The organism is Rothia sp. HMSC072B04 (assembly GCF_001813725.1).
GTDB lineage: Bacteria > Actinomycetota > Actinomycetes > Actinomycetales > Micrococcaceae > Rothia > Rothia mucilaginosa.
In genome coordinates this window covers 30,987-48,453 of the sequence record NZ_KV813813.1, presented here as the reverse complement: position 1 = coordinate 48,453, position 17,467 = coordinate 30,987, and the positions used below count along the sequence as shown (strand labels likewise).

15 protein-coding genes, 2 tRNA genes and 1 other RNA gene are annotated in these 17,467 nt (G+C 59.4%); 10 read left to right on the top strand and 8 right to left on the bottom strand.

Annotation, left to right across the window (positions count from 1 at the left end; translation table 11 throughout):
- The 3 genes from HMPREF2928_RS08075 to HMPREF2928_RS08065 form a co-directional block, all read right to left on the bottom strand.
- On the bottom strand, positions 1–2,820 hold a 2,820-nt coding region (locus HMPREF2928_RS08075), incomplete at its 3' end, for a siroheme synthase (RefSeq protein WP_246823589.1).
- A gap of 509 nt (positions 2,821–3,329) precedes the next feature.
- Positions 3,330–4,400: an S-layer homology domain-containing protein gene (locus HMPREF2928_RS08070; protein ID WP_070688174.1), complete on the bottom strand. Its 1,071-nt coding sequence runs from the start codon at positions 4,398–4,400 to the stop codon at positions 3,330–3,332.
- Positions 4,401–4,776: 376 nt separating this feature from the next.
- Complete coding sequence (locus tag HMPREF2928_RS08065) at positions 4,777–5,568, bottom strand: YaaA family protein (RefSeq protein ID WP_070688172.1); 792 nt, start codon at positions 5,566–5,568, stop codon at positions 4,777–4,779.
- Positions 5,569–5,679: 111 nt separating this feature from the next.
- Here HMPREF2928_RS08065 and rnpB point away from each other — a divergent pair.
- Positions 5,680–6,072: RNase P RNA component class A (gene rnpB, locus HMPREF2928_RS08060), an RNA gene on the top strand.
- 133 nt (positions 6,073–6,205) lie between these two features.
- On the opposite strand, the gene def is transcribed toward rnpB, so the two are convergent.
- From def to orn, 3 genes are all read right to left on the bottom strand, one after another.
- A complete protein-coding gene (def, locus tag HMPREF2928_RS08055) occupies positions 6,206–6,778 on the bottom strand; it encodes a peptide deformylase (RefSeq protein WP_049334074.1) in 573 nt (190 codons plus the stop codon).
- Between the two features lie 132 nt (positions 6,779–6,910).
- Positions 6,911–6,983: transfer RNA gene (locus tag HMPREF2928_RS08050), tRNA-His, on the bottom strand.
- A 106-nt stretch (positions 6,984–7,089) separates the two neighbouring features.
- Positions 7,090–7,776 carry an oligoribonuclease gene (orn, locus tag HMPREF2928_RS08045; RefSeq protein ID WP_070688171.1) on the bottom strand — a complete coding sequence of 229 codons (687 nt, stop codon included), beginning with the start codon at positions 7,774–7,776 and terminating at the stop codon, positions 7,090–7,092.
- 175 nt (positions 7,777–7,951) lie between these two features.
- Between orn and mptB the strand changes: the two genes are divergently transcribed.
- Complete coding sequence (gene mptB / locus HMPREF2928_RS08040) at positions 7,952–9,625, top strand: polyprenol phosphomannose-dependent alpha 1,6 mannosyltransferase MptB (RefSeq protein WP_070688169.1); 1,674 nt, start codon at positions 7,952–7,954, stop codon at positions 9,623–9,625.
- A 147-nt stretch (positions 9,626–9,772) separates the two neighbouring features.
- A tRNA-Arg gene (locus tag HMPREF2928_RS08035) sits at positions 9,773–9,848 on the top strand.
- Positions 9,849–9,955: 107 nt separating this feature from the next.
- Here HMPREF2928_RS08035 and HMPREF2928_RS08030 read toward each other — a convergent pair.
- A complete protein-coding gene (locus HMPREF2928_RS08030) occupies positions 9,956–10,852 on the bottom strand; it encodes an HNH endonuclease family protein (RefSeq protein ID WP_070688167.1) in 897 nt (298 codons plus the stop codon).
- Between the two features lie 396 nt (positions 10,853–11,248).
- On the opposite strand from HMPREF2928_RS08030, the gene HMPREF2928_RS08025 reads away from it, so the two are divergent.
- From HMPREF2928_RS08025 to HMPREF2928_RS08005, 5 genes are all read left to right on the top strand, one after another.
- Positions 11,249–11,827: a single-stranded DNA-binding protein gene (locus HMPREF2928_RS08025; protein ID WP_070688165.1), complete on the top strand. Its 579-nt coding sequence runs from the start codon at positions 11,249–11,251 to the stop codon at positions 11,825–11,827.
- 217 nt (positions 11,828–12,044) lie between these two features.
- Positions 12,045–12,392 carry a 50S ribosomal protein L19 gene (rplS, locus tag HMPREF2928_RS08020; protein WP_049337710.1) on the top strand — a complete coding sequence of 116 codons (348 nt, stop codon included), beginning with the start codon at positions 12,045–12,047 and terminating at the stop codon, positions 12,390–12,392.
- Positions 12,393–12,601: 209 nt separating this feature from the next.
- A complete protein-coding gene (gene lepB / locus HMPREF2928_RS08015; protein ID WP_070688162.1) occupies positions 12,602–13,771 on the top strand; it encodes a signal peptidase I in 1,170 nt (389 codons plus the stop codon).
- Positions 13,772–13,777: 6 nt separating this feature from the next.
- Positions 13,778–14,614: a ribonuclease HII gene (locus HMPREF2928_RS08010; protein ID WP_070688160.1), complete on the top strand. Its 837-nt coding sequence runs from the start codon at positions 13,778–13,780 to the stop codon at positions 14,612–14,614.
- Between the two features lie 98 nt (positions 14,615–14,712).
- A complete protein-coding gene (locus tag HMPREF2928_RS08005; protein WP_070688158.1) occupies positions 14,713–15,039 on the top strand; it encodes a DUF2469 domain-containing protein in 327 nt (108 codons plus the stop codon).
- Between the two features lies 1 nt (position 15,040).
- On the opposite strand, the gene HMPREF2928_RS09115 is transcribed toward HMPREF2928_RS08005, so the two are convergent.
- Positions 15,041–15,277, bottom strand: coding sequence for a hypothetical protein (locus HMPREF2928_RS09115; RefSeq protein ID WP_141754967.1), 237 nt, complete (start codon positions 15,275–15,277; stop codon positions 15,041–15,043).
- A gap of 80 nt (positions 15,278–15,357) precedes the next feature.
- Between HMPREF2928_RS09115 and HMPREF2928_RS08000 the strand changes: the two genes are divergently transcribed.
- Together HMPREF2928_RS08000 and HMPREF2928_RS07995 are read left to right on the top strand one after the other, a co-directional pair.
- Complete coding sequence (locus tag HMPREF2928_RS08000) at positions 15,358–15,828, top strand: YraN family protein (protein ID WP_049327093.1); 471 nt, start codon at positions 15,358–15,360, stop codon at positions 15,826–15,828.
- Entirely contained in the window at positions 15,828–17,366 is a 1,539-nt protein-coding gene (locus HMPREF2928_RS07995) for a YifB family Mg chelatase-like AAA ATPase (RefSeq protein ID WP_070688156.1), read from the top strand. Before HMPREF2928_RS08000 ends, HMPREF2928_RS07995 begins: the two co-directional genes overlap by 1 nt.
- Positions 17,367–17,467 lie beyond the last annotated feature (101 nt).

Here is a 17,467-nt window from a genome sequence, read left to right as displayed (position 1 = left end):
AATGTATGCGGCGTAGTCCGGGTCGCTTGTTGCCACATCCGCGTACGGGCTAAAAGCAGGCAGCTCAACCTTCGGGGAACCCGCCAGACGGTACAGCGACACCGTCACATCGTGGCGCGTCATACCGCTATGCCAGGACATCGGCGAAGGATTAGGCAAAATATCACGATCAGCAAACCACTGCTCAGCCGCCTGCAACTCATCCTCACGCGTCAGCTTCAGAGGAATATCCTCGACAGCAAGCTGCTCCACCGACTCGCCGGCACCATCCTTACCGGGGGTGACCTTCTCCAAGACCAGACGATAAGTGCCCGAATAGCTCAGCGGCTGAGCGATCGTCAGATTCAGCTCCGCCCTGCCGTCCTTGATGAGGTCAGCCGGGATTGCCTGCTGGAACACCGTCTGACCGGTCAAACGCCCCTGCTCATCAACATGCTGCACCGAGAGGCGGTACGATCCTTCACCCGGTGCAGAGAGCCCGGTAGTGCGCGCCGTAAACAAGTTCGTCCGCGCGTACGGGTTCAGCCCCACCGACCCAAGGTGCAGCGTGGGCCCCGCAGAGTCCTGCTCGGGAGAATGCACCGGAAGGAACTCCGCAACATCATTCAGCATAGAACCCGGAGAATCTTCCATGCCGGGGTAAGGCAACCCGTTCCCATACATACCAATAAAGTAGAGCTTGCCCGGCTTCAACGTACCCGCAGGAATCTTCAGCTCCGCACTGAAATAGTTATTGCGGAACCACCTGGTGTTAACCCCGTAGTACGTGTAGTCATCCCGCTGAGTGAACACAGGCTCACCCACCATCTTTCCCGTTGCAGGGTCAGCCTCATAGATAGCGATGACCGGCCAATCATTACCAACCATTTCACTAGCCTGGGAGAGGATATGGCGTCCCTCAACCCGCAGCGTCGTATCCTTCCACGGGTCATCGATAGCGGACTGACTGAAGGTGTAGGTTCCACGGGTCGGCTGCGCTTCCTGAACCACATCAATATGGGCGCGGGCATACAAACGGTTCGACCTACTCGAAGGTTCCGGCTCAAATTCATCCGACGGGTAGTACGTCATCACCACATCGAAGAGCTCACCGTCGGCAGCCTCAACGTACTGCGGGGGAACCTTAAACGTGTAGGTGAGGCTACCGTCCGGGTTCTCCCGCACCTGATGCTTCAAATCCTTGAGCATTCCGCCGTACTCGTCGAGAGGCTCATAACTATTGTGCTCCGCATACACGTACACCGACCCGCGCTCCACCAGAGCCAGCTCGTAGAAAGTGTACTTCTTACGGAACTCGGGGCTCAACGGGGAAGTCGTCACCGACACCGTGCCACCCTGAGAAATATTGAGGGTTCCCGAATCGACCTTCAACTTAACATTCGCCGGGTTCTCCGAATCAACAGCATCAGCGGCAGGAGGGACCATCGGAAGCTGCGCGCTCACCGTGAACTTATGGCTACCGTACGAATACTGAGAATCCGAGAACACCACACGCACTTCAGCCATCGAACCGCGAGAAGAAGGCCTATTGTAGGAATCACCGTGAACCTTATACTCAACCTCCACGGTCAGAGTGCCGTCAGCGTTGCGGGTTACCAGCTCGTCACGCTTATAGTATTGACCCGCTACATCATTCCTCGCAAAATATCCCTGCTCACCAGAGGTAGCGTTATAAATCGACACAGAGTCAAGGTAGTACCCCAGGTCAACCTCGGGGGAAATATTAGAAATAGTTACCTTATAGATGCGGTCCTGACCGGGATCAAAATCCTGCGCATCAACAGATACCTTCGGCAGGGTATTCCTGAACGAATTATCCTGATACGCCATGCGCGCAGGGCTATTACCCACAGGAACGAAGGGGAACTTGCGCGTCAGCTTATTCCACCCGTGGGTTTCTACACCGGAAACACCCAGGGAATACCCCTTACCGGACTTCAGAACTCCCGCGGGGATAGTGACCTTTTTCTGGAAATAGCCGTTAGGAATCAGGCCCTTGAAAATGCGCTGATTCTCTTCCGTATCCGGTGCCTTCAGTTCACCAAGCGAAGCCACATTATCGTTCGTGACCTTTCCCTGCTCATCATGCTCGGACAAGGTGAACTTCACGGAGCTGACATCCTGAAAACCGGTACCCGTCAACGTCACCTCAATCGGCTGACCGGAAGCAATCTGCTCCTCAGAAATAGCCGAAACATCATAGGTGATGGAGGGAAGGACAGCCTTCGGGAGGTTGAACTCCACCGGCAGCGCCGTACGGACGCGATCCTCAGTGTTCCACGCGTAAGGGTGCGCATCATCTACAGGGCGGTAGGTGAGAATGATCTCGTATTCCAGGTTTGCCGGTAGGCTATTCGCCGGAACCGTCAGGTCAGCGCTGAAACTGCCGTCAGCAGCCGGTTTCGGGGCGTCAAAGACAAGGCCGCGGTGATCAAGCTTCTGGTAGGGGTTAGCGTAGGTCGAAGAGCCCTTCGGGGCAATCGTGAGGCTACGCAGCTCATGATGCGCCAAGAACTCGGGGCTCAGCCCGGTACCCTCCACGTGCACGGTACCGCCGTGAAGAATGTCGAGGGAACCGCTGGACACGCGCAGGGTCGGCAGGGAAGCATCCTGCTTATCACCTTGCACGGGAGTGTTCTGCGCAGGTTCGTTCTGCGCAGGTTTGTTCTGGGCAGGCGCGTTCTGCGCGGGTTTTTCTTGAGGTGCCGCCTGCTGAGCCGCCACCGGCGTCAAAGCCAGCAGCGGAGACAAACCCAAAACCAGGGAAGCACCCGCAACCTTTCGGCGCGTGCCACGAGCAGGCTTAAAGAACGAGGACATCATTATCCAATCTGAATTTTCTGCATGAAAGAGGGCGAATGAGAAAAGAAGTTGAGAGGATAAATGAGTGACAGTCCACCGCACCGAACTCGCCCCGAATCCATATCGTAGAAGAGCCGTAGCGGCGGCATGCTGAAGTGCAATTTCAGCCTACCAACCCGCCCCTTAAACATTCAATGAAAACACGAGAAAAACATGCCGATGAGAGTTATAAGACAAAAAAATCAAAAACTACGCCCCGGCTTTGTATAAAGCCCAAACCCCCCAAAAAGACCACACATAGAGAAATAAAAACTGGAAACATCACCAGCACTAAAACGGCACCCAGCAGCGACTGCACCAGCAGCGCCCGCACCAGAAAACGGGCACACGAAAAGGGGCGGTGAAAGAAAAACTCTCACCGCCCCTTCTATAGGCTATAGGCCACTATCTTCAGCTGCTGTTCGCAGAGGTCAACCCAAGCTAAAACACGCGGGCTCAACCACCCGGTTCAAGGCACCTGCCGAATCTTAGTCATCGATATAGGGGCTGTTGGGGATGGTGTCAAGCATGTCGAGCATTGACAGGACACGAGCCAGCTCCTCGCGGGTAGCAGTCTTGGTCGGACGGAAATCCTTGCTCTTATAGTGATAGCTCGTATCGATATTCACCGACGAGTGCAGCCACACCGACTCGGTGTAGAACGGGGCACCCGGCTTCATATCCTGCGGGGTAGTGGGACGGAACCAATAAGAACGACGACCGGGGGTAAGCATAAAGTAACGGTAGAAGAACGCAGCCATCGTAGCGCGGCTAGCCACCGCCTCCGGGTGCATCTTACCGTCAGACCAGCCGGAAGTCAGACCGTTCTGATACGCCCAAATATACGCCGGGTAACGCTCATCCTTCGGGGACAAATCCGGGAAAGGAGAACGCGCAGGAAGCTTCACCTTCGGCGAGCAGGCGCCTCGGTAGATTGCATCCATCAGGTCGCCGCGGGTCACCGCACGCTTAGGGTAGAAGCAACGTTCCTTATCGAGCAGCAGAACCTTTGCCTTACATGACCTGTAGATATCGGGGGCGTACTCGCCATCCATATCAATGTCCACGATGAAAGGTGCCCACGCGAACTCCGTGTCAATCTTGGGGCGAACTTCAAGAGTGCGCAGAATGGTGTACTGCTGACGGCGCGGACGAAGAGACAAGCGAACCCCGTAGTTTCCATTCGGGCCACCGGTGATCTCAGAATCAATGACGTGATGCCTAATGTAGACATCATTCTCGATGCGCTTCTTCGGCTCAAGAGAGAAGAAATAGAACTGGGTGAAGCCCTTCTCCTTGGTGTAGTAGCCAACCTCAATGTACGGGGTGTACAGACCGGTATCAAGCACAGCCTGCAGGCCGGTAATCTCGTAGCTGAGGTTGAAGCCGCTAATATCAAACGACGCCTCGGTAACCTTGAAGGTCAGCGGGGTGGTCTTAACGTCCAAGGTGGCAGCCTGAGCGCCCTGCTCACCGGCGTGGTGTGCGCCCAACGCGCCGGCGACTGTTAGTGCTGCCGCACCCTTAATGAGGGCGCGACGAGAGGAAAAAGTAGACATAACGTTGTCCCATCGATGTGTTTCTGAGTGGTTACTTCTACGCTAGCAAACCAATAACCATTGGGTAAGCCTCTAGTCGTTTGCTATACGTACGTGGCGTGACGTGTTTCCATGTGTGTTGAGTTGAAAATGTGAATGTTAGTGAGTGAAATACCCGCCACCAATGGCGAGACGTTTAATACTATAAACATTTTTACTCGCAAAAAGAAGGCGGATAGCTAGACACTAACCGCCTTCTCTGCTCATCAAAAGCTACCCCTAAAATGTGGGGAAATGTGGTTTTACAAGGGGTAATACAGATTTAAGCCCCTAGAAAAATAGTTAAAAAATTTTCAATATGATGCAAAAAATAAGAGGAAATAAATAGTTGGGCAACCTACTGCTCATGCACCAGCAGCGTCAAAACACCCGCCTTACGCGCCGTCGGCAGGGTGCACTCCACCGACCAGTCCTCGCTGACCGCCTCCAAAAATTCGGCAATACCCGCCGTGGAGCCATCAATAGGACGAGCCGCCAAACCCGACTGAATCAGGTAGCGCGCAAACAAGCCACGGTAATGCTTCGCCATGTGCGAGACAACCTTACGCGACCCATCAGCCGCGACACGCTCCACACGAACCGCCAGAGTCTGCGACGGGGGAGTCACCCACGACTTCGCGTAGGCGGCAGAACGGCAGTCCAGAATCAGCTGGTCCTTCGCAGTCGACTCCAGAGCAGTACCCAGCGCGCCCTTCCAGAAGGAGGCGAGCGCACCAATCGAACCCAGCTTCACGCCCATGGACAGGCGATAGGCGGGGATCGCGTCCTCGGGGCGCAGAATACCCCACAGCGCCGAAGAAATCAGCAGCGACCAGTGCGCGGCGTCGCGTTCGGCGGGGGAGAAGCTCGCATAATCCAGCGCCTCGAACAGCACACCCGTGTAGGTGTGAATCGCGGGCTGCGCCGGTTCGGTGAGCAGGCGCGTGTTGCGTTCCACCTCTGCCTCGAGGGATGCGCCCACCTTGAGCTCTGCCAGGGCGCCGGGGCTAGAGCTGACCGCAGTCAGCTCCTCCAGGACGCTCTCACGCTCGGCAGTCAGCTCAGGGAACGAAAGGTCAGCGAAAGAAACTGGCGCATTGCCAGCCGGGGCGGGGGTCTTACCTTCGGAAGGGGGAAGAAGAATCAGCATCTCTCCAGTGTACCCGCGAGGCGCAGTGTACCTGCGAGGCTTCGGCGTGACCGTGAGGGAACCCGCGAAATAGCCACCGCCAGGGGTATGCGTATAATGGGTGAGGTGAAACGGGCCGTCCGGGCAATCGCGAGGCACACGTGCTTCGAGGAAAGTCCGGGCTCCACAGCACAGGATGGTGGATAACATCCACTCGGGGTAACCCGCAGGCCAGTGCCACAGAAAGTAAACCGCCGCGGTTCGCCGCGGTAAGGGTGAAAGGGTGGTGTAAGAGACCACCAGCGGGCGCGGTGACGTGCCCGGCTAGGTAAACCCCATTCGGAGCAAGGTCAAACAGAATACGCCATGGTAGGGTAGTGCGCCCGATCCCCGCTTAATCGGGGTGCGTATTCGGGTAGGCTGCTTGAGACGTGCGGCAACGTACGTTCTAGATAGATGATTGCCTCGAAACGCCCCTTCGGGCGGCGTTTTAGACAGAACCCGGCTCATAGGATGACCCGTTTCACGCTACCGTTGGCTGATGGAAAACATCATCGGCTGATGGGAAAACGAAGACCGCGAATGCGCCTTGAGAGTGCATTCGCGGTCTTCGTTTTAAACTTCTCGAAAGGTCTCTGACCTTCAGAAGAGCTCGTGTCTAGTGGCCGAACGGATCCGGATCCACGCCGGGCATCCACGAGTTACCGTCGACGGTCCAGCCTTCCTTCTTCACGACCTTCTTCATCTTGCTGGTCCACTTCTTGTTCAGGCGGTTCACGTACAGCTTGCCGTCCAGGTGATCGGTCTCGTGCTGCATGCAGCGTGCGAACCAGCCGGTCGCCTCAAAGTGGACGGGGTTGCCGTGCTCATCAAGACCGTTCACGGTCACCCACTCGGCGCGCTTGAGGGGGAAGCCGTAACCGGGGAAGGACAGGCAGCCCTCTTCCTCCTCGTACGGGTCCGGGTCAGCGGTAGAAATCTTGCCCAGGGTCAGCACCGGGTTGATGATGCAGCCGCGCGGGGGAACGCCGTCCTCATTCTCCATCTTGTAGGTGAAGATGCGCAGACCCACACCAATCTGCGGTGCCGCCAGGCCCACACCGTTGGATGCGTCCATGGTCTCGTACATGTCAGCCACGAGCTCCTTGAGCTCATCATTAAACTCGGTGACGGGTGCCGCGGGGCGGTGCAGAACGGGGTTGCCGTGAATAACGATGGGGCGAATAGCCACGGAATTATCCTTTGCTTGTGTTGAATGGGAACTGTTGAACGGGAACTTGCCGGGTACACCGTGCGTAGGTGAACCGGATTGAGGGTAAGCGAAAGGGTCGTTACGGATAACCATAACGACCCTTTCCATCGGGGTGATCGACGGGGGTTGAACCCGCGACCTCCTGGACCACAACCAGGCGCTCTGCCAACTGAGCTACGACCACCATGTGCTTCGCTTGGTTTCCCTTGCGATATGCAACGGATACTACTGTACAGGAGATTCAGAAACCTGCCAAGTTGAAAAGCTGTGATGCTCGTTACATACTGTGCTTACGCCTTGGATGCCTCAGTCGCCTCAGAAGAGGACGCCTCAGCCTCACGCTCAGCCGCTTCACGTGCGGCACGCTCCGCCTCCACCTCACGCGCAATCTGCGCCGAAGCAATTGCATCCGGGCCCTGCGGCACAAAAATGGCGCGGCGGTAATACTTCAACTCATCAATCGAATCCTTGATATCGCCCAGCGCGCGGTGGTTACCGGTCTTCGCCGGGGCACTATGACGAGCCGCCGGATACCAGCGCGACGCCAGCTCCTTAATGGTGGACACGTCAATCACGCGGTAGTGAAGGTGCGCCATGACCTCTGGCATGTAACGCTCCAAGAAGCGCTTATCCATGCCCACCGAGTTGCCGCCCAGCTGCGCCTTGCCCGCCACCGGAACATACTTCTTGATGTAACGAAGCACCTGCTCCTGCGCGTAATCCATCGACACACCGTGCTCAATATCGGGCAGCAGACCCGACGCCTCATGCATCGAACGCACAAAATCATTCATGTTCTCCAGCGCACCGGCAGGAGACTCATCACCGGGCTTAATGACGAACTCAACGCCAGAACCCAGAATGTTCAAATCGGCATCCGTGACCAGGACGCCCACCTCGACGAGAGCGTCGTTCTCCACGTCCAGGCCGGTCATCTCGCAGTCAATCCATACAATACGTTCACTAGAAATACTCACCCTCCCACTCTACCCCTAAACGCCGCCGACCGGACTCCCACGATGTCATAAAAACACACAGGTAGGGGAGTCGATGCGTGTCCACAAGCGCTTTCGCAACAGTGATTCTCACAAGTGCATCCAAGGGCTCCGGTATGATAAAAGCCAGAACGACGATGCAGACAGAAAGGGAGTTATGCGCGCACCAAAGGAGCTAACACACCGGCTCACCACCCCCAGCGCACACGACGCACCTCTCTCACCCAAACTCTTGGACTACGTCAATAATCACCGTCTGCGCACGGTAATTATTGGCACCATCGGCTCTATCATGGTCACCCTCGGCTCCTACGCCGTCGGCTGGCTCGCCGACAGCTCCAGCTTCTGGCGCTACGACATTATCCGCGCCATCCGATTCGAAGCCGCATGGGTCATCACCGGCATTATTATGCTCGCCCTCGGCGCCATGATTATGTGCCGCGAATGGCTGCGCATCTACCAGAAAATGGGCGACTGGAACGAACCCAACACCATGCGTTGGATGATTGCAGTCATCACCAGCTGGTCCCTGCCGCAGGTCTTCGCCTTCACCATCTACAGCCGTGACATGTTCTCCTACTACGGTCAGGGCATGGTCATGGCGCACGGCCTCAACCCGTACAAGCACGGTGTCTCCGAAATCTCAAACTTCATGCAGAACGGCGCGGACCCCATGTGGGCGGAATCCCCGCCCCCGTACGGCCCGGTCTCCCTCAAGCTCGAAGAGTGGATTGTGCGCCTGGCGGGGGAGAACATCGACCTCTCCCTCTTCTACTTCCGCCTGCTCTCCGTGCTCGCGGTCATCGGCATCCTCTTCTACGTGGCAAAACTTGCCAAGGCACACGGCTTCAACCAGGTCCGCGCCCTCTGGCAGATCGGCCCGAACCCGCTGTTCATCGCATCGTTCATCGCCAGCGGCCACAACGACTCGCTCATGACCATGTTCATGCTCGGCGGCCTCTACTACGCTAAGCGCTACCGCGACACCTGGTGGGGTGGCCCGCTCGGTGTGACCTTCGTAGCCCTCGGCGTTGCCGTCAAGCCGCTCGCCCTCGTGGTGCTGCCCTTCGTGGGTCTGCTCTGGGCAGGTAAGAACGCCTCCTGGCCGCGCAAGTTCATCTTCTGGGGCCTCTCCGGCGTGCTACTGTTCGCTGAAATGGCGCTTATGGGCTGGGTGACCGGACTGGAATTCGGCTGGATTAAGGCACTGTCCACCACCGGCGGTCAGTACATCTGGTACACCCCCTTCGGCCTGGTCATTGGCGCCGCCTCCCTGTTCGTTCAGGGCGACACCTTCGAAGTCATCCGCAAGCTCATCGAAACCGTCGGCAAGGGCATCGGCATGCTTGGCGCCGTGGCAATGGCATTCGTCGGACGCGACCGCAACATCGTGCGCCACGCCGGCCTCGCGATTCTGTTCATGCTCCTGTGCAGCCCCATGATTCAGCCCTGGTACCTGCTCTGGGCCATCCCGATGCTCGCCGCAACCGGTCTGCGCTCGCACTTCCAGCTCATGTGGTACTTCATCACCACGCTGTTCTTCATGGCGTACGGTGTGAGCGACCAGCTGAACGTGTCGCCCTACCTGCGCGATTTCAACCAGGACATGGGCCGACTCATCGCGACGGTCATCTGCCTGGGCTACATCATCTACCTGGTCGCCCTCGACCCGGCAACCCGCCGCCTGGTGTACGTGAGCCTGCACCCCACGCAGATTCGCCGCACCACCATCCGCCTGTGGTGGCAGCTGTTCCCCGGCGCATCAAGCCGCCGTGCACGCCGCCGCGATGTGAAGAAGGCAGAGAGGGAAGCCGCCAAGGTAGGCTCCTAGCGTGAATTCCCAGCGCGAACTCCCGGTGTAAGCTCCCGGCGCGCTCGATGGATGCCGCGCCAGCCGGATGAGCTGCCCAACGGAACAGCCCCCGCGTGAGAGGCGCGGTGCATGAGAAGCATAAATTCTCATGTACCCTAGAGGAAGGCCTCAGTAGCTCAGAGGATAGAGCAGGAGCCTTCTAATCTCTTGGTCGGGGGTTCGATTCCCTCCTGGGGCGCCACATAAGAAAGCCGCCTCGCACCCAAAACTCAGGGTGCGAGGCGGTTTTCTTTATGCTTTTTGCGTTGGTGTGCCGCGAGGTGCCGGGAGGCTATTTCTTGGCTGGGATTACTTCTTAGCCGGGTTGGTGTCCTTGCAGGAGTTAAGGGTACGCTCCATGACCTTCTTCTCGTCCGCGGTAACCCACAGCTTGTACTTCGCCTTCACGTGCACCTGGCGTGCCACGTAGGTGCAGCGGTAGGCGGTGTTGCTCGGCAACCACTCGGAGGCGTCCGCATCGGACTTCTGCTGGTTCGCCGGACCGTCCGCGGCGAGCAGGTTCTCCGGGTCGTTCGCCAGCTGGCGGCGCTGCTCTGCGGTCAGATCCTGCGCGCCGGTCTGCCATGCGTTCGAAAGAGCCACCACGTGGTCAATCTGCACGGCCGAGGAGGTCTTCTTGCCGCGCTTGAACTCGATGGTCTTGCCGGTGTACGGGTCATCCAGCGTGCCGCTAATTACGGTGCATGCGTGGGTCCTGACCTTGAAACGAAGATTGGTCAGGTCGCGGCGCAGAATGTCGTCGCGAGTGTTGCACTTGTTACCGTCAACGTCATCCCAGGCGGGGCCGAACTGTTCACGAGAGTAGCCAGCCTTCGACGCGCGTTCCTTCACCTGCAGGGATGCCAGCTCGCTCTTCGCGGTCGCCAGATCCGGTGCGAGCGCGGTCGCGGGGTCAACTGCCTTGTACGGGTTCTTGACCTCAGCGAGGGTTTCCGTGGCAACGGTGGTTTCTTCCTCGTCGGTGGCGGAGGTCGTCGCATCCGAACCGAGCAGGCCGTCCACACCGTTTTTGCTCACATAGACCAGGCCAATAATCAGCACGATCACGGCAAGCACAGCGAGCAGACCGTAAATGAGGCGCTTCTTCTGCGGGTCCATCGAGTCGGGCAGCTTGGGCAGGTTGCGCTGTAGCTGCTGAAGTTCCTGTAAAGAAGGCAGGTTGTTGTTCGCGGGCTTTTTGCTCACGGATTCTCCAAGGCGGGTAGACGGGATGCGGCTGAGTGCACCGCATCATCAAGGATAGAGGGCGCGGGGCTGAAATAGTGAACTTGAGGGTAAAAATAGTCGCCCCGACGCTGAGATACCTGTCACCATGCCGGGTGGGGTAGGGGTTGCGGAGGTATTGGTGAGGGGGGATGGGGGTCTTAGCCGTGGGGGAGCGGCCGTCATATTTCTGCGGGGAGCGTGCTACCGCGAGCAAATTTTGAAAAAACGAGGCGAAAAGTTCAAAAACTCTATCCACAGGCGGCACCCAAAACCGCAAAACGCGAGGTTATCCACAGAAGCGGTAACCGCCGGGTGCAGGGTCGGCTCAGCGCTGGCAAGGTGAAGGAACCCACTCACTAGTTCTAAGGAGAAACCATGAGTGACACCATCCTGATCCGCGGATTCACCGCCTCCGACCCGGCACTGAGCACCCTGCCCAACGGGGTGCCCGTCGTGAACTTTCGCCTCGCCAGCACCCCGCGCTGGCAGGACGCCACTGGCACCTGGAAAGAAGGCACCACCAACTGGTACACCGTGAAAGCCTACCGCCGTCTCGCCCAGAACATCGCCACCTCCATTGAGAAGGGGCAACCGCTGGTCGTGAGTGGCCGCCAGCGCATTAGCCGCTGGAACCGCGAAGACGGCACGCAGGGCACTACCGTAGAGGTGGATGCCCTCGGTATCGGTCACGACCTGAACTACGGTACGAGCACCTTCGCCCGCACCGTGGAGAAGCGCACGGTCAACGAGGGATCCATGCAGGGCGCGCCTCAGCAGGGCGCACCTCAGCTGGGTATGTCGCAGTACACGCAGCAGTATGCCCCGCCGCACGCACCCCAGCAGAACGCGGAGGCGTCGGGTGTGGCCGCTCCGGGTGCTCCGGCGCAGAGCGGTGCATCCCAGAACGGCGCATCCCAGGGCGGGGGAGCGCAGAGTGACGAACCCCCCTTCTAAAAGTGCTCCCCGGATGCTTGCATAAACGCGGGTGCATTGGGATAATGGAGCATTGTGTTGACATCGGGCACGCCCCTGCCGCAGGGGGAAGAGCGACCAACGATGTCAACCTTCGGGCACCAATCCTGTCCGAAGCATGAAGTTTTCTGTCCCGCAGCGGGGCAGAGCAATCTGAGTCTATTTGACCTGCGGCAGATGGCTCTGGAGATCTACAACTATGCAGACTCTTGACTTCCTCGACAAGAAGTCCCTCCGTGACGACATCCCCGCATTCGGCCCCGGTGACACCCTGAACGTTCACGTTAAGATCGTTGAAGGTAAGAACCACCGTATCCAGGTCTTCAAGGGCTTCGTCGTTGGCCGCCAGGGTGCAGGCGTTCGCGAGACCTTCACCGTCCGCAAGGTTTCCTTCGGTGTTGGTGTTGAGCGTACCTTCCCCGTTCACTCTCCCTCCATCGAGAAGATCGAGGTTGTGACCCGCGGTGACGTCCGTCGTGCAAAGCTGTACTACATGCGCGACCGCCACGGTAAGGCTGCTCGTATCCGCGAGAAGCGCGAGTTCTAATCTTTATAGATACAGAATTCTGTTGCAAACCGCTCCCCAACCGCATTCCGCGGGAGAGGAGCGGTTTTTGCATATTCTGAGACCTCGTTTTCTGAGAACCTTGCCGCTCTCAGAAAATAAAAGCCCAAGAGCGCAAACACTCTCGATACAATAGCTAGGTACCGTTTCACTCGAGCTAGGTATCTCTCAAACGAAAGGCTCACTCCAGCATGGCAGACGACAAGAACACTGCGAACACCAGCCCCTTCCCTGAGGGATACCAGCCTCAAAGCCGCCGCGAGCGCCGGGAAATGGAAGAATACTTCGCGCGCCTCGCCGCCGAAAAGGCAGCAGCTGAGAAGGCTGCTGCCGAGCAGAGTGCCGCAGAGAATGCGGGCACAGAGAAGGCGGCCCCCTGGGTGGCATCCGCGGGCGCTACTGAGGCGACCGAAAGCGATACCAAGGGTGCATCTGAGCGTGATCACGAGGTGGTAGCTAGCGCCGAGGCGAGCGCCGCCTCCGCAGATGCCGCCGTCGCGACTTCTTCCGCCGCAAAGAACACTAAGCGCGAAGAAACCGCAAACGAGGAGACTATCGCAGATGAGGAGAGTGCCGCAGACGTGGAAACCACCAAGGACTTCTCCGAAATGACCCCCAAGGAACGCCGCAAGGCAAAGCGCGCCGAACAGGCAGAGCTGACCTACTCCCAGGCGCAGGAAGAAGGCCGCCTCGGCGAATGGCTCTGGGTGCAGGCACGCGAAGGCGGCACCGTCATCCTGTACGCGCTGGTCATCGCATTCCTGGTCAAGACCTTCCTGCTGCGCGGCTTCTACATTCCTTCCGGCTCCATGGAGCAGACCCTGCAGGTCAACGACCGCGTGTTCATTAACGTGGCGGGCTCTTACTTTAGCGAGCCTAAGCGCGGCGACGTCATCGTCTTCAAGGACTCTCAGGGCTGGATTCCTTCCACCCAGAAGACCAGCAGCCCGCTCAAGGACGCCCTGTCCTTCGCGGGTATTCTGCCGGATACTTCCTCGAACTTCCTGGTCAAGCGCGTTATCGGTACTCCCGGTGACGTGGTCGAAAGCGACGGCAACGGTAAAATCAAGGTCAACGGCGTAGAGATTACCGAACCGTACCTGTACCCCGGCAACCCGCCCTCGGAGATGCCCTTCAAGGTGACCGTGCCCGCCGGCAAGTACTTCGTGATGGGCGACCACCGCAGCAACTCCGCCGACTCCCGCTACCACATTAGCGACGGCACCGCGTTCATCTCCAAGGATGACGTGCAGGGTAACGTGTTCGTGGTGGCCTGGCCGCTGAACCACTTCGGTCTGCTGCAGGATCAGAGCTCGGTGTTCTCCTCGATTCCTGCACCGTCCTCCACCCCGAGCGAATAAGCGAGCGTGGCAATGATGGTGAGCGCCCAGAAGAGCGCAACGAAACCCGCTCAAGCTAAGCCCGCCAAAGCAACCCCGCCAGCTGCAGACCTTGAGTACGAGCAGCAGCTCTTCGCCTCCGGTGCCCGCACGGTTGCCGGAATCGATGAGGTAGGCCGCGGCTCCATGGCGGGCCCGGTCACCGTGGGCGTCGCAATCCTCACCCCGGACGCCACCCTCGAGGTGGGCGGGCTGATCGACTCCAAGGCGCTCTCACCGGCACGCCGCGAATCCATGGTTCCCGAAATCCGCCAGTGGTGCGCCGTGGCGGTCGGGCACGTGGAACCGGCTGATATTGATCGGCTCGGCATGACCCTCTCGCTGAGGCTTGCCGCCCAGCGTGCGCTCGCCGAGCTGGCGCGCCGCGGATACCGTGCCGACGCCGCCCTGCTGGACGGTAAGCACGACTGGTTCACCCCTCCGCAGGAGGACCTGTTCAGCGCGCTGGCGCCGGACCCGGCGCAGGCACACTACAACGCACTGCTCGCCCAGGCTTGGGAAGGCGTAGGTGAGGGTGGTGCAGATGAGCCCGCGCAGATGCCGGTGACCATGGTCATTAAGGGCGACTACAAGTGCGCCTCCATCGCCGCCGCATCGGTGGTTGCGAAGGTGGAACGTGACGAGCTGATGGTTCAGCTGGATATCCGCTACCCGGGGTACGGCTGGGCAAAGAACAAGGGCTACGGATCTGCCGCGCACCGCGAAGCGATTAGCGTGCAGGGCCCCAGCCCGCAGCATCGACTGTCATGGTCGCTCCCGGCGACCGTCGAGCAGATTGAGGCGGCTGCGGCACAGCGCGGCTAGAGTGCGTGGTGTTCCTGAAAACCGCGCCTCGGAAGCCTGCGAAAGCCTAACGTGCCACCGCTGAATCAGTACTAAAAAAGCCCAGGAAAGGAAGAGTAGTGAGCGCAGAAGACCTCGAAAACTACGAGACCGACGTCCAAATGGCGCTCTACCGCGAATACAAAGACGTCATGTCGCTCTTTAGCTACGCGGTAGAAACCGACCGACGCTTCTACCTGGCAAACCAGGTGGACGTCACCCCGCACGTGCAGGACGGCACCCTCTACTTTGAGGTGAGCATGAGCGACGTGTGGGTGTGGGATGTATTCCGCTCCAACCGCTTTGTGAAGAAGGTGCACGCCTACTCGGTGCGTGACGTGAACGTGGAGGAGCGCCTGCCCAACCAGGAGTTCACCGTGCCGGAAATGCCTGACTTTAACGCCTAGCTCACGCCTGATTTACCGCCTTGCCGGGGGTAAGCACGGGGCTGCCGAGCTGCTGGGCGGCAGAGCTGGGTGTTGAAACCGCGCGATGAAGCTGCGTTATGAAACTGTGTGATGAAGCCGCGCGAATATGACGCGTCGAATCGGCACCCGAGCGGCATTTTTGAAAAATACGCCCCAAAATTTCAAATAAACGGCTGTGGATAACCTCTAATTCCTTCTGGGAGCCGAGGTTATCCACAGTTTTTCGTTAACCGCCTTCGGGCACGCGCGCGGCGGGCACAGTAGAAGCACTACCGCTATCTACCGGGGGAGAGACCCATGACAACAGCCCGAATAACAGCCCGCGCCGCAACCCGAAGCGCACCCAACAGACCTCTGCTCCAGAGCACCCAGCCTCCGCGAACCCAGCCCCGCGCCCACAGCGTCGGCAGGTGGGGCGAGGAGCTGACCGCCCGCATCCTGGAAGCGAACGGCTACCGCATCCTGGAGAGGAATTGGCGACCGCCCGCCGGGCTGGAACACGAACAGATCCGCGGCGAGCTCGACCTGATCGCCATTGACCCCGAGGACGAACTGGTTTTCGTTGAGGTCAAGACCCGCAGCAGCGAAGACTTTGGGCACCCGTTCGCGTCTATTGACCGCGATAAGGCGCGCCGCACGCGCTCGTTGGCGATTCTCTGGTGCAGGTTGCGCGAGAACCTGGATTTTCCGCGCTTTCGCATTGACGCTATTGCGGTGACCGGAACCTGCGAAACCTTCACCTTCGAGCATCTGAAGGCGGTGGCGTAATGGGATTCGCACGCACCTATTCCGTGGCGCTGGTTGGCCTGCGCGGGCACATTGTTGACGTCGAGGCTGACATCTCGCAGGGTCTGCCCGGCTTCGTGCTGCTGGGACTGCCCGATACCGCCCTCAACGAATCTAAAGAGCGTGTGCGCTCCGCGGCGAAGAACACCGGCATCACCCTCACTCAGCACCGGCTCACCGTGAACCTGACCCCCGCGACCCTGCCCAAACGAGGCTCGGCGTTCGACCTAGCCATTGTGGTTGCGGCGCTGCAGGCGGAGAAGAAGCTGCACCCCAGTGGCGATAGCGTCTTCCTGGGTGAGCTGGGGCTAGACGGAACGATACGCCCCGTGCCGGGCATCCTGCCGGCGGTCAAAGCCGCCGTGGATGCCGGACACCACCGCGTGATTGTGCCCGCCGAAAACGCTGAGGAGGCGGCGCTGATTCCCGGCGCGCAGGTGAGCGGTTTCCGCTGCCTGGCTGAGGTTTTTGCCGCGCTCGGCGCTGAGAGCCAGAAGCTGACCTATCCGCCCGCCCCGCAGACGGAGGCGAGCGCCCCGGCGGCGAAACCGGCTGAAATTCCCTCGGATATGAGCGATGTTGCCGGTCAGTCGCAGGGTCGTTTCGCCCTGGAAATTGCCGCTGCGGGTGGCCACCATATGCTGCTGACAGGCCCGCCCGGTTCGGGTAAAACCATGCTGGCGGAGCGCCTGCCGAGCATCCTGCCGACCCTCGACAACGATGCCGCGATGGAGGTGACCGCGATCCGTTCCCTCTGCTCGGCGGGGGAGCACCTGAGCGAGCTGGTGCGTCAGCCGCCGTTTGAGGCGCCGCATCATAGCGCCTCCGCGCCAGCGATTCTGGGCGGCGGCAGCGGTATTCCCCGCCCGGGTTGCGTGTCTAAAGCGCACCGCGGCGTGCTCTTTCTCGACGAGGCACCGGAGTTCAAACGCACGGTGCTCGATTCGCTCCGTCAGCCCCTGGAGTCGGGGACCGTGACCCTGGACCGTTCGAGCGCGTCGGCGACCTATCCGGCGCGTTTTCAGCTGATCCTGGCGGCGAACCCGTGCCCCTGCGGCATGAACGTGGGCACCGGTACGGAGTGTACGTGTGCCCCGCGTGAGCGTCGCGCCTATTTTGGGCGGCTGTCCGGCCCGCTGGTGGACCGCATTGACGTGAATGTGACGGTTCCGAAGGTGTCGTCCACGGAGCTTGCGGGCGGTCAGGTGAACGAGAGTTCGGCGCAGATTCGTGAGCGCGTCATGGCGGCGCGGCAGGCTCAGCGTGAGCGCCTGGAGCCGTACGGGTTGAAGACGAATGCGGAGATGAACGGCAAGATTCTGCGCGGCCCGCTGCGTCTGGATGCGAAGCTCACCGGCGAGCTGAACGCCGCCGTGGATCGCGGAACGCTGACGGCTCGCGGCTACGACCGGGTGTTGCGTATCGCCTGGACCCTCGCCGATTTGGAGGGCGCCGCCTACCCGAGTCGGGAGCACCTGGATGTGGCGCTTTTTCTGCGGCAGCAGGGGCAATTGAAATAATGCGCCAGCTGAAATAGGGCCAGCTGACATAGCGTGCCGGTTTATAGAAGGAATCACTCACGAGAGGAGAAGAACGTCATGAGTGAGAAGAAGCTCAGAAA

Coding starts and splice junctions, on each gene's coding strand:
- HMPREF2928_RS08070 (WP_070688174.1), bottom strand. CDS start 4,400: ATGTCTACTTTTTCCTCTCGTCGCGCCCTCATTAAGGGTGCGGCAGCA.
- HMPREF2928_RS08065 (WP_070688172.1), bottom strand. CDS start 5,568: ATGCTGATTCTTCTTCCCCCTTCCGAAGGTAAGACCCCCGCCCCGGCT.
- mptB (WP_070688169.1), top strand. CDS start 7,952: ATGCGCGCACCAAAGGAGCTAACACACCGGCTCACCACCCCCAGCGCA.
- HMPREF2928_RS08025 (WP_070688165.1), top strand. CDS start 11,249: ATGAGTGACACCATCCTGATCCGCGGATTCACCGCCTCCGACCCGGCA.
- rplS (WP_049337710.1), top strand. CDS start 12,045: ATGCAGACTCTTGACTTCCTCGACAAGAAGTCCCTCCGTGACGACATC.
- lepB (WP_070688162.1), top strand. CDS start 12,602: ATGGCAGACGACAAGAACACTGCGAACACCAGCCCCTTCCCTGAGGGA.
- HMPREF2928_RS08000 (WP_049327093.1), top strand. CDS start 15,358: ATGACAACAGCCCGAATAACAGCCCGCGCCGCAACCCGAAGCGCACCC.
- HMPREF2928_RS07995 (WP_070688156.1), top strand. CDS start 15,828: ATGGGATTCGCACGCACCTATTCCGTGGCGCTGGTTGGCCTGCGCGGG.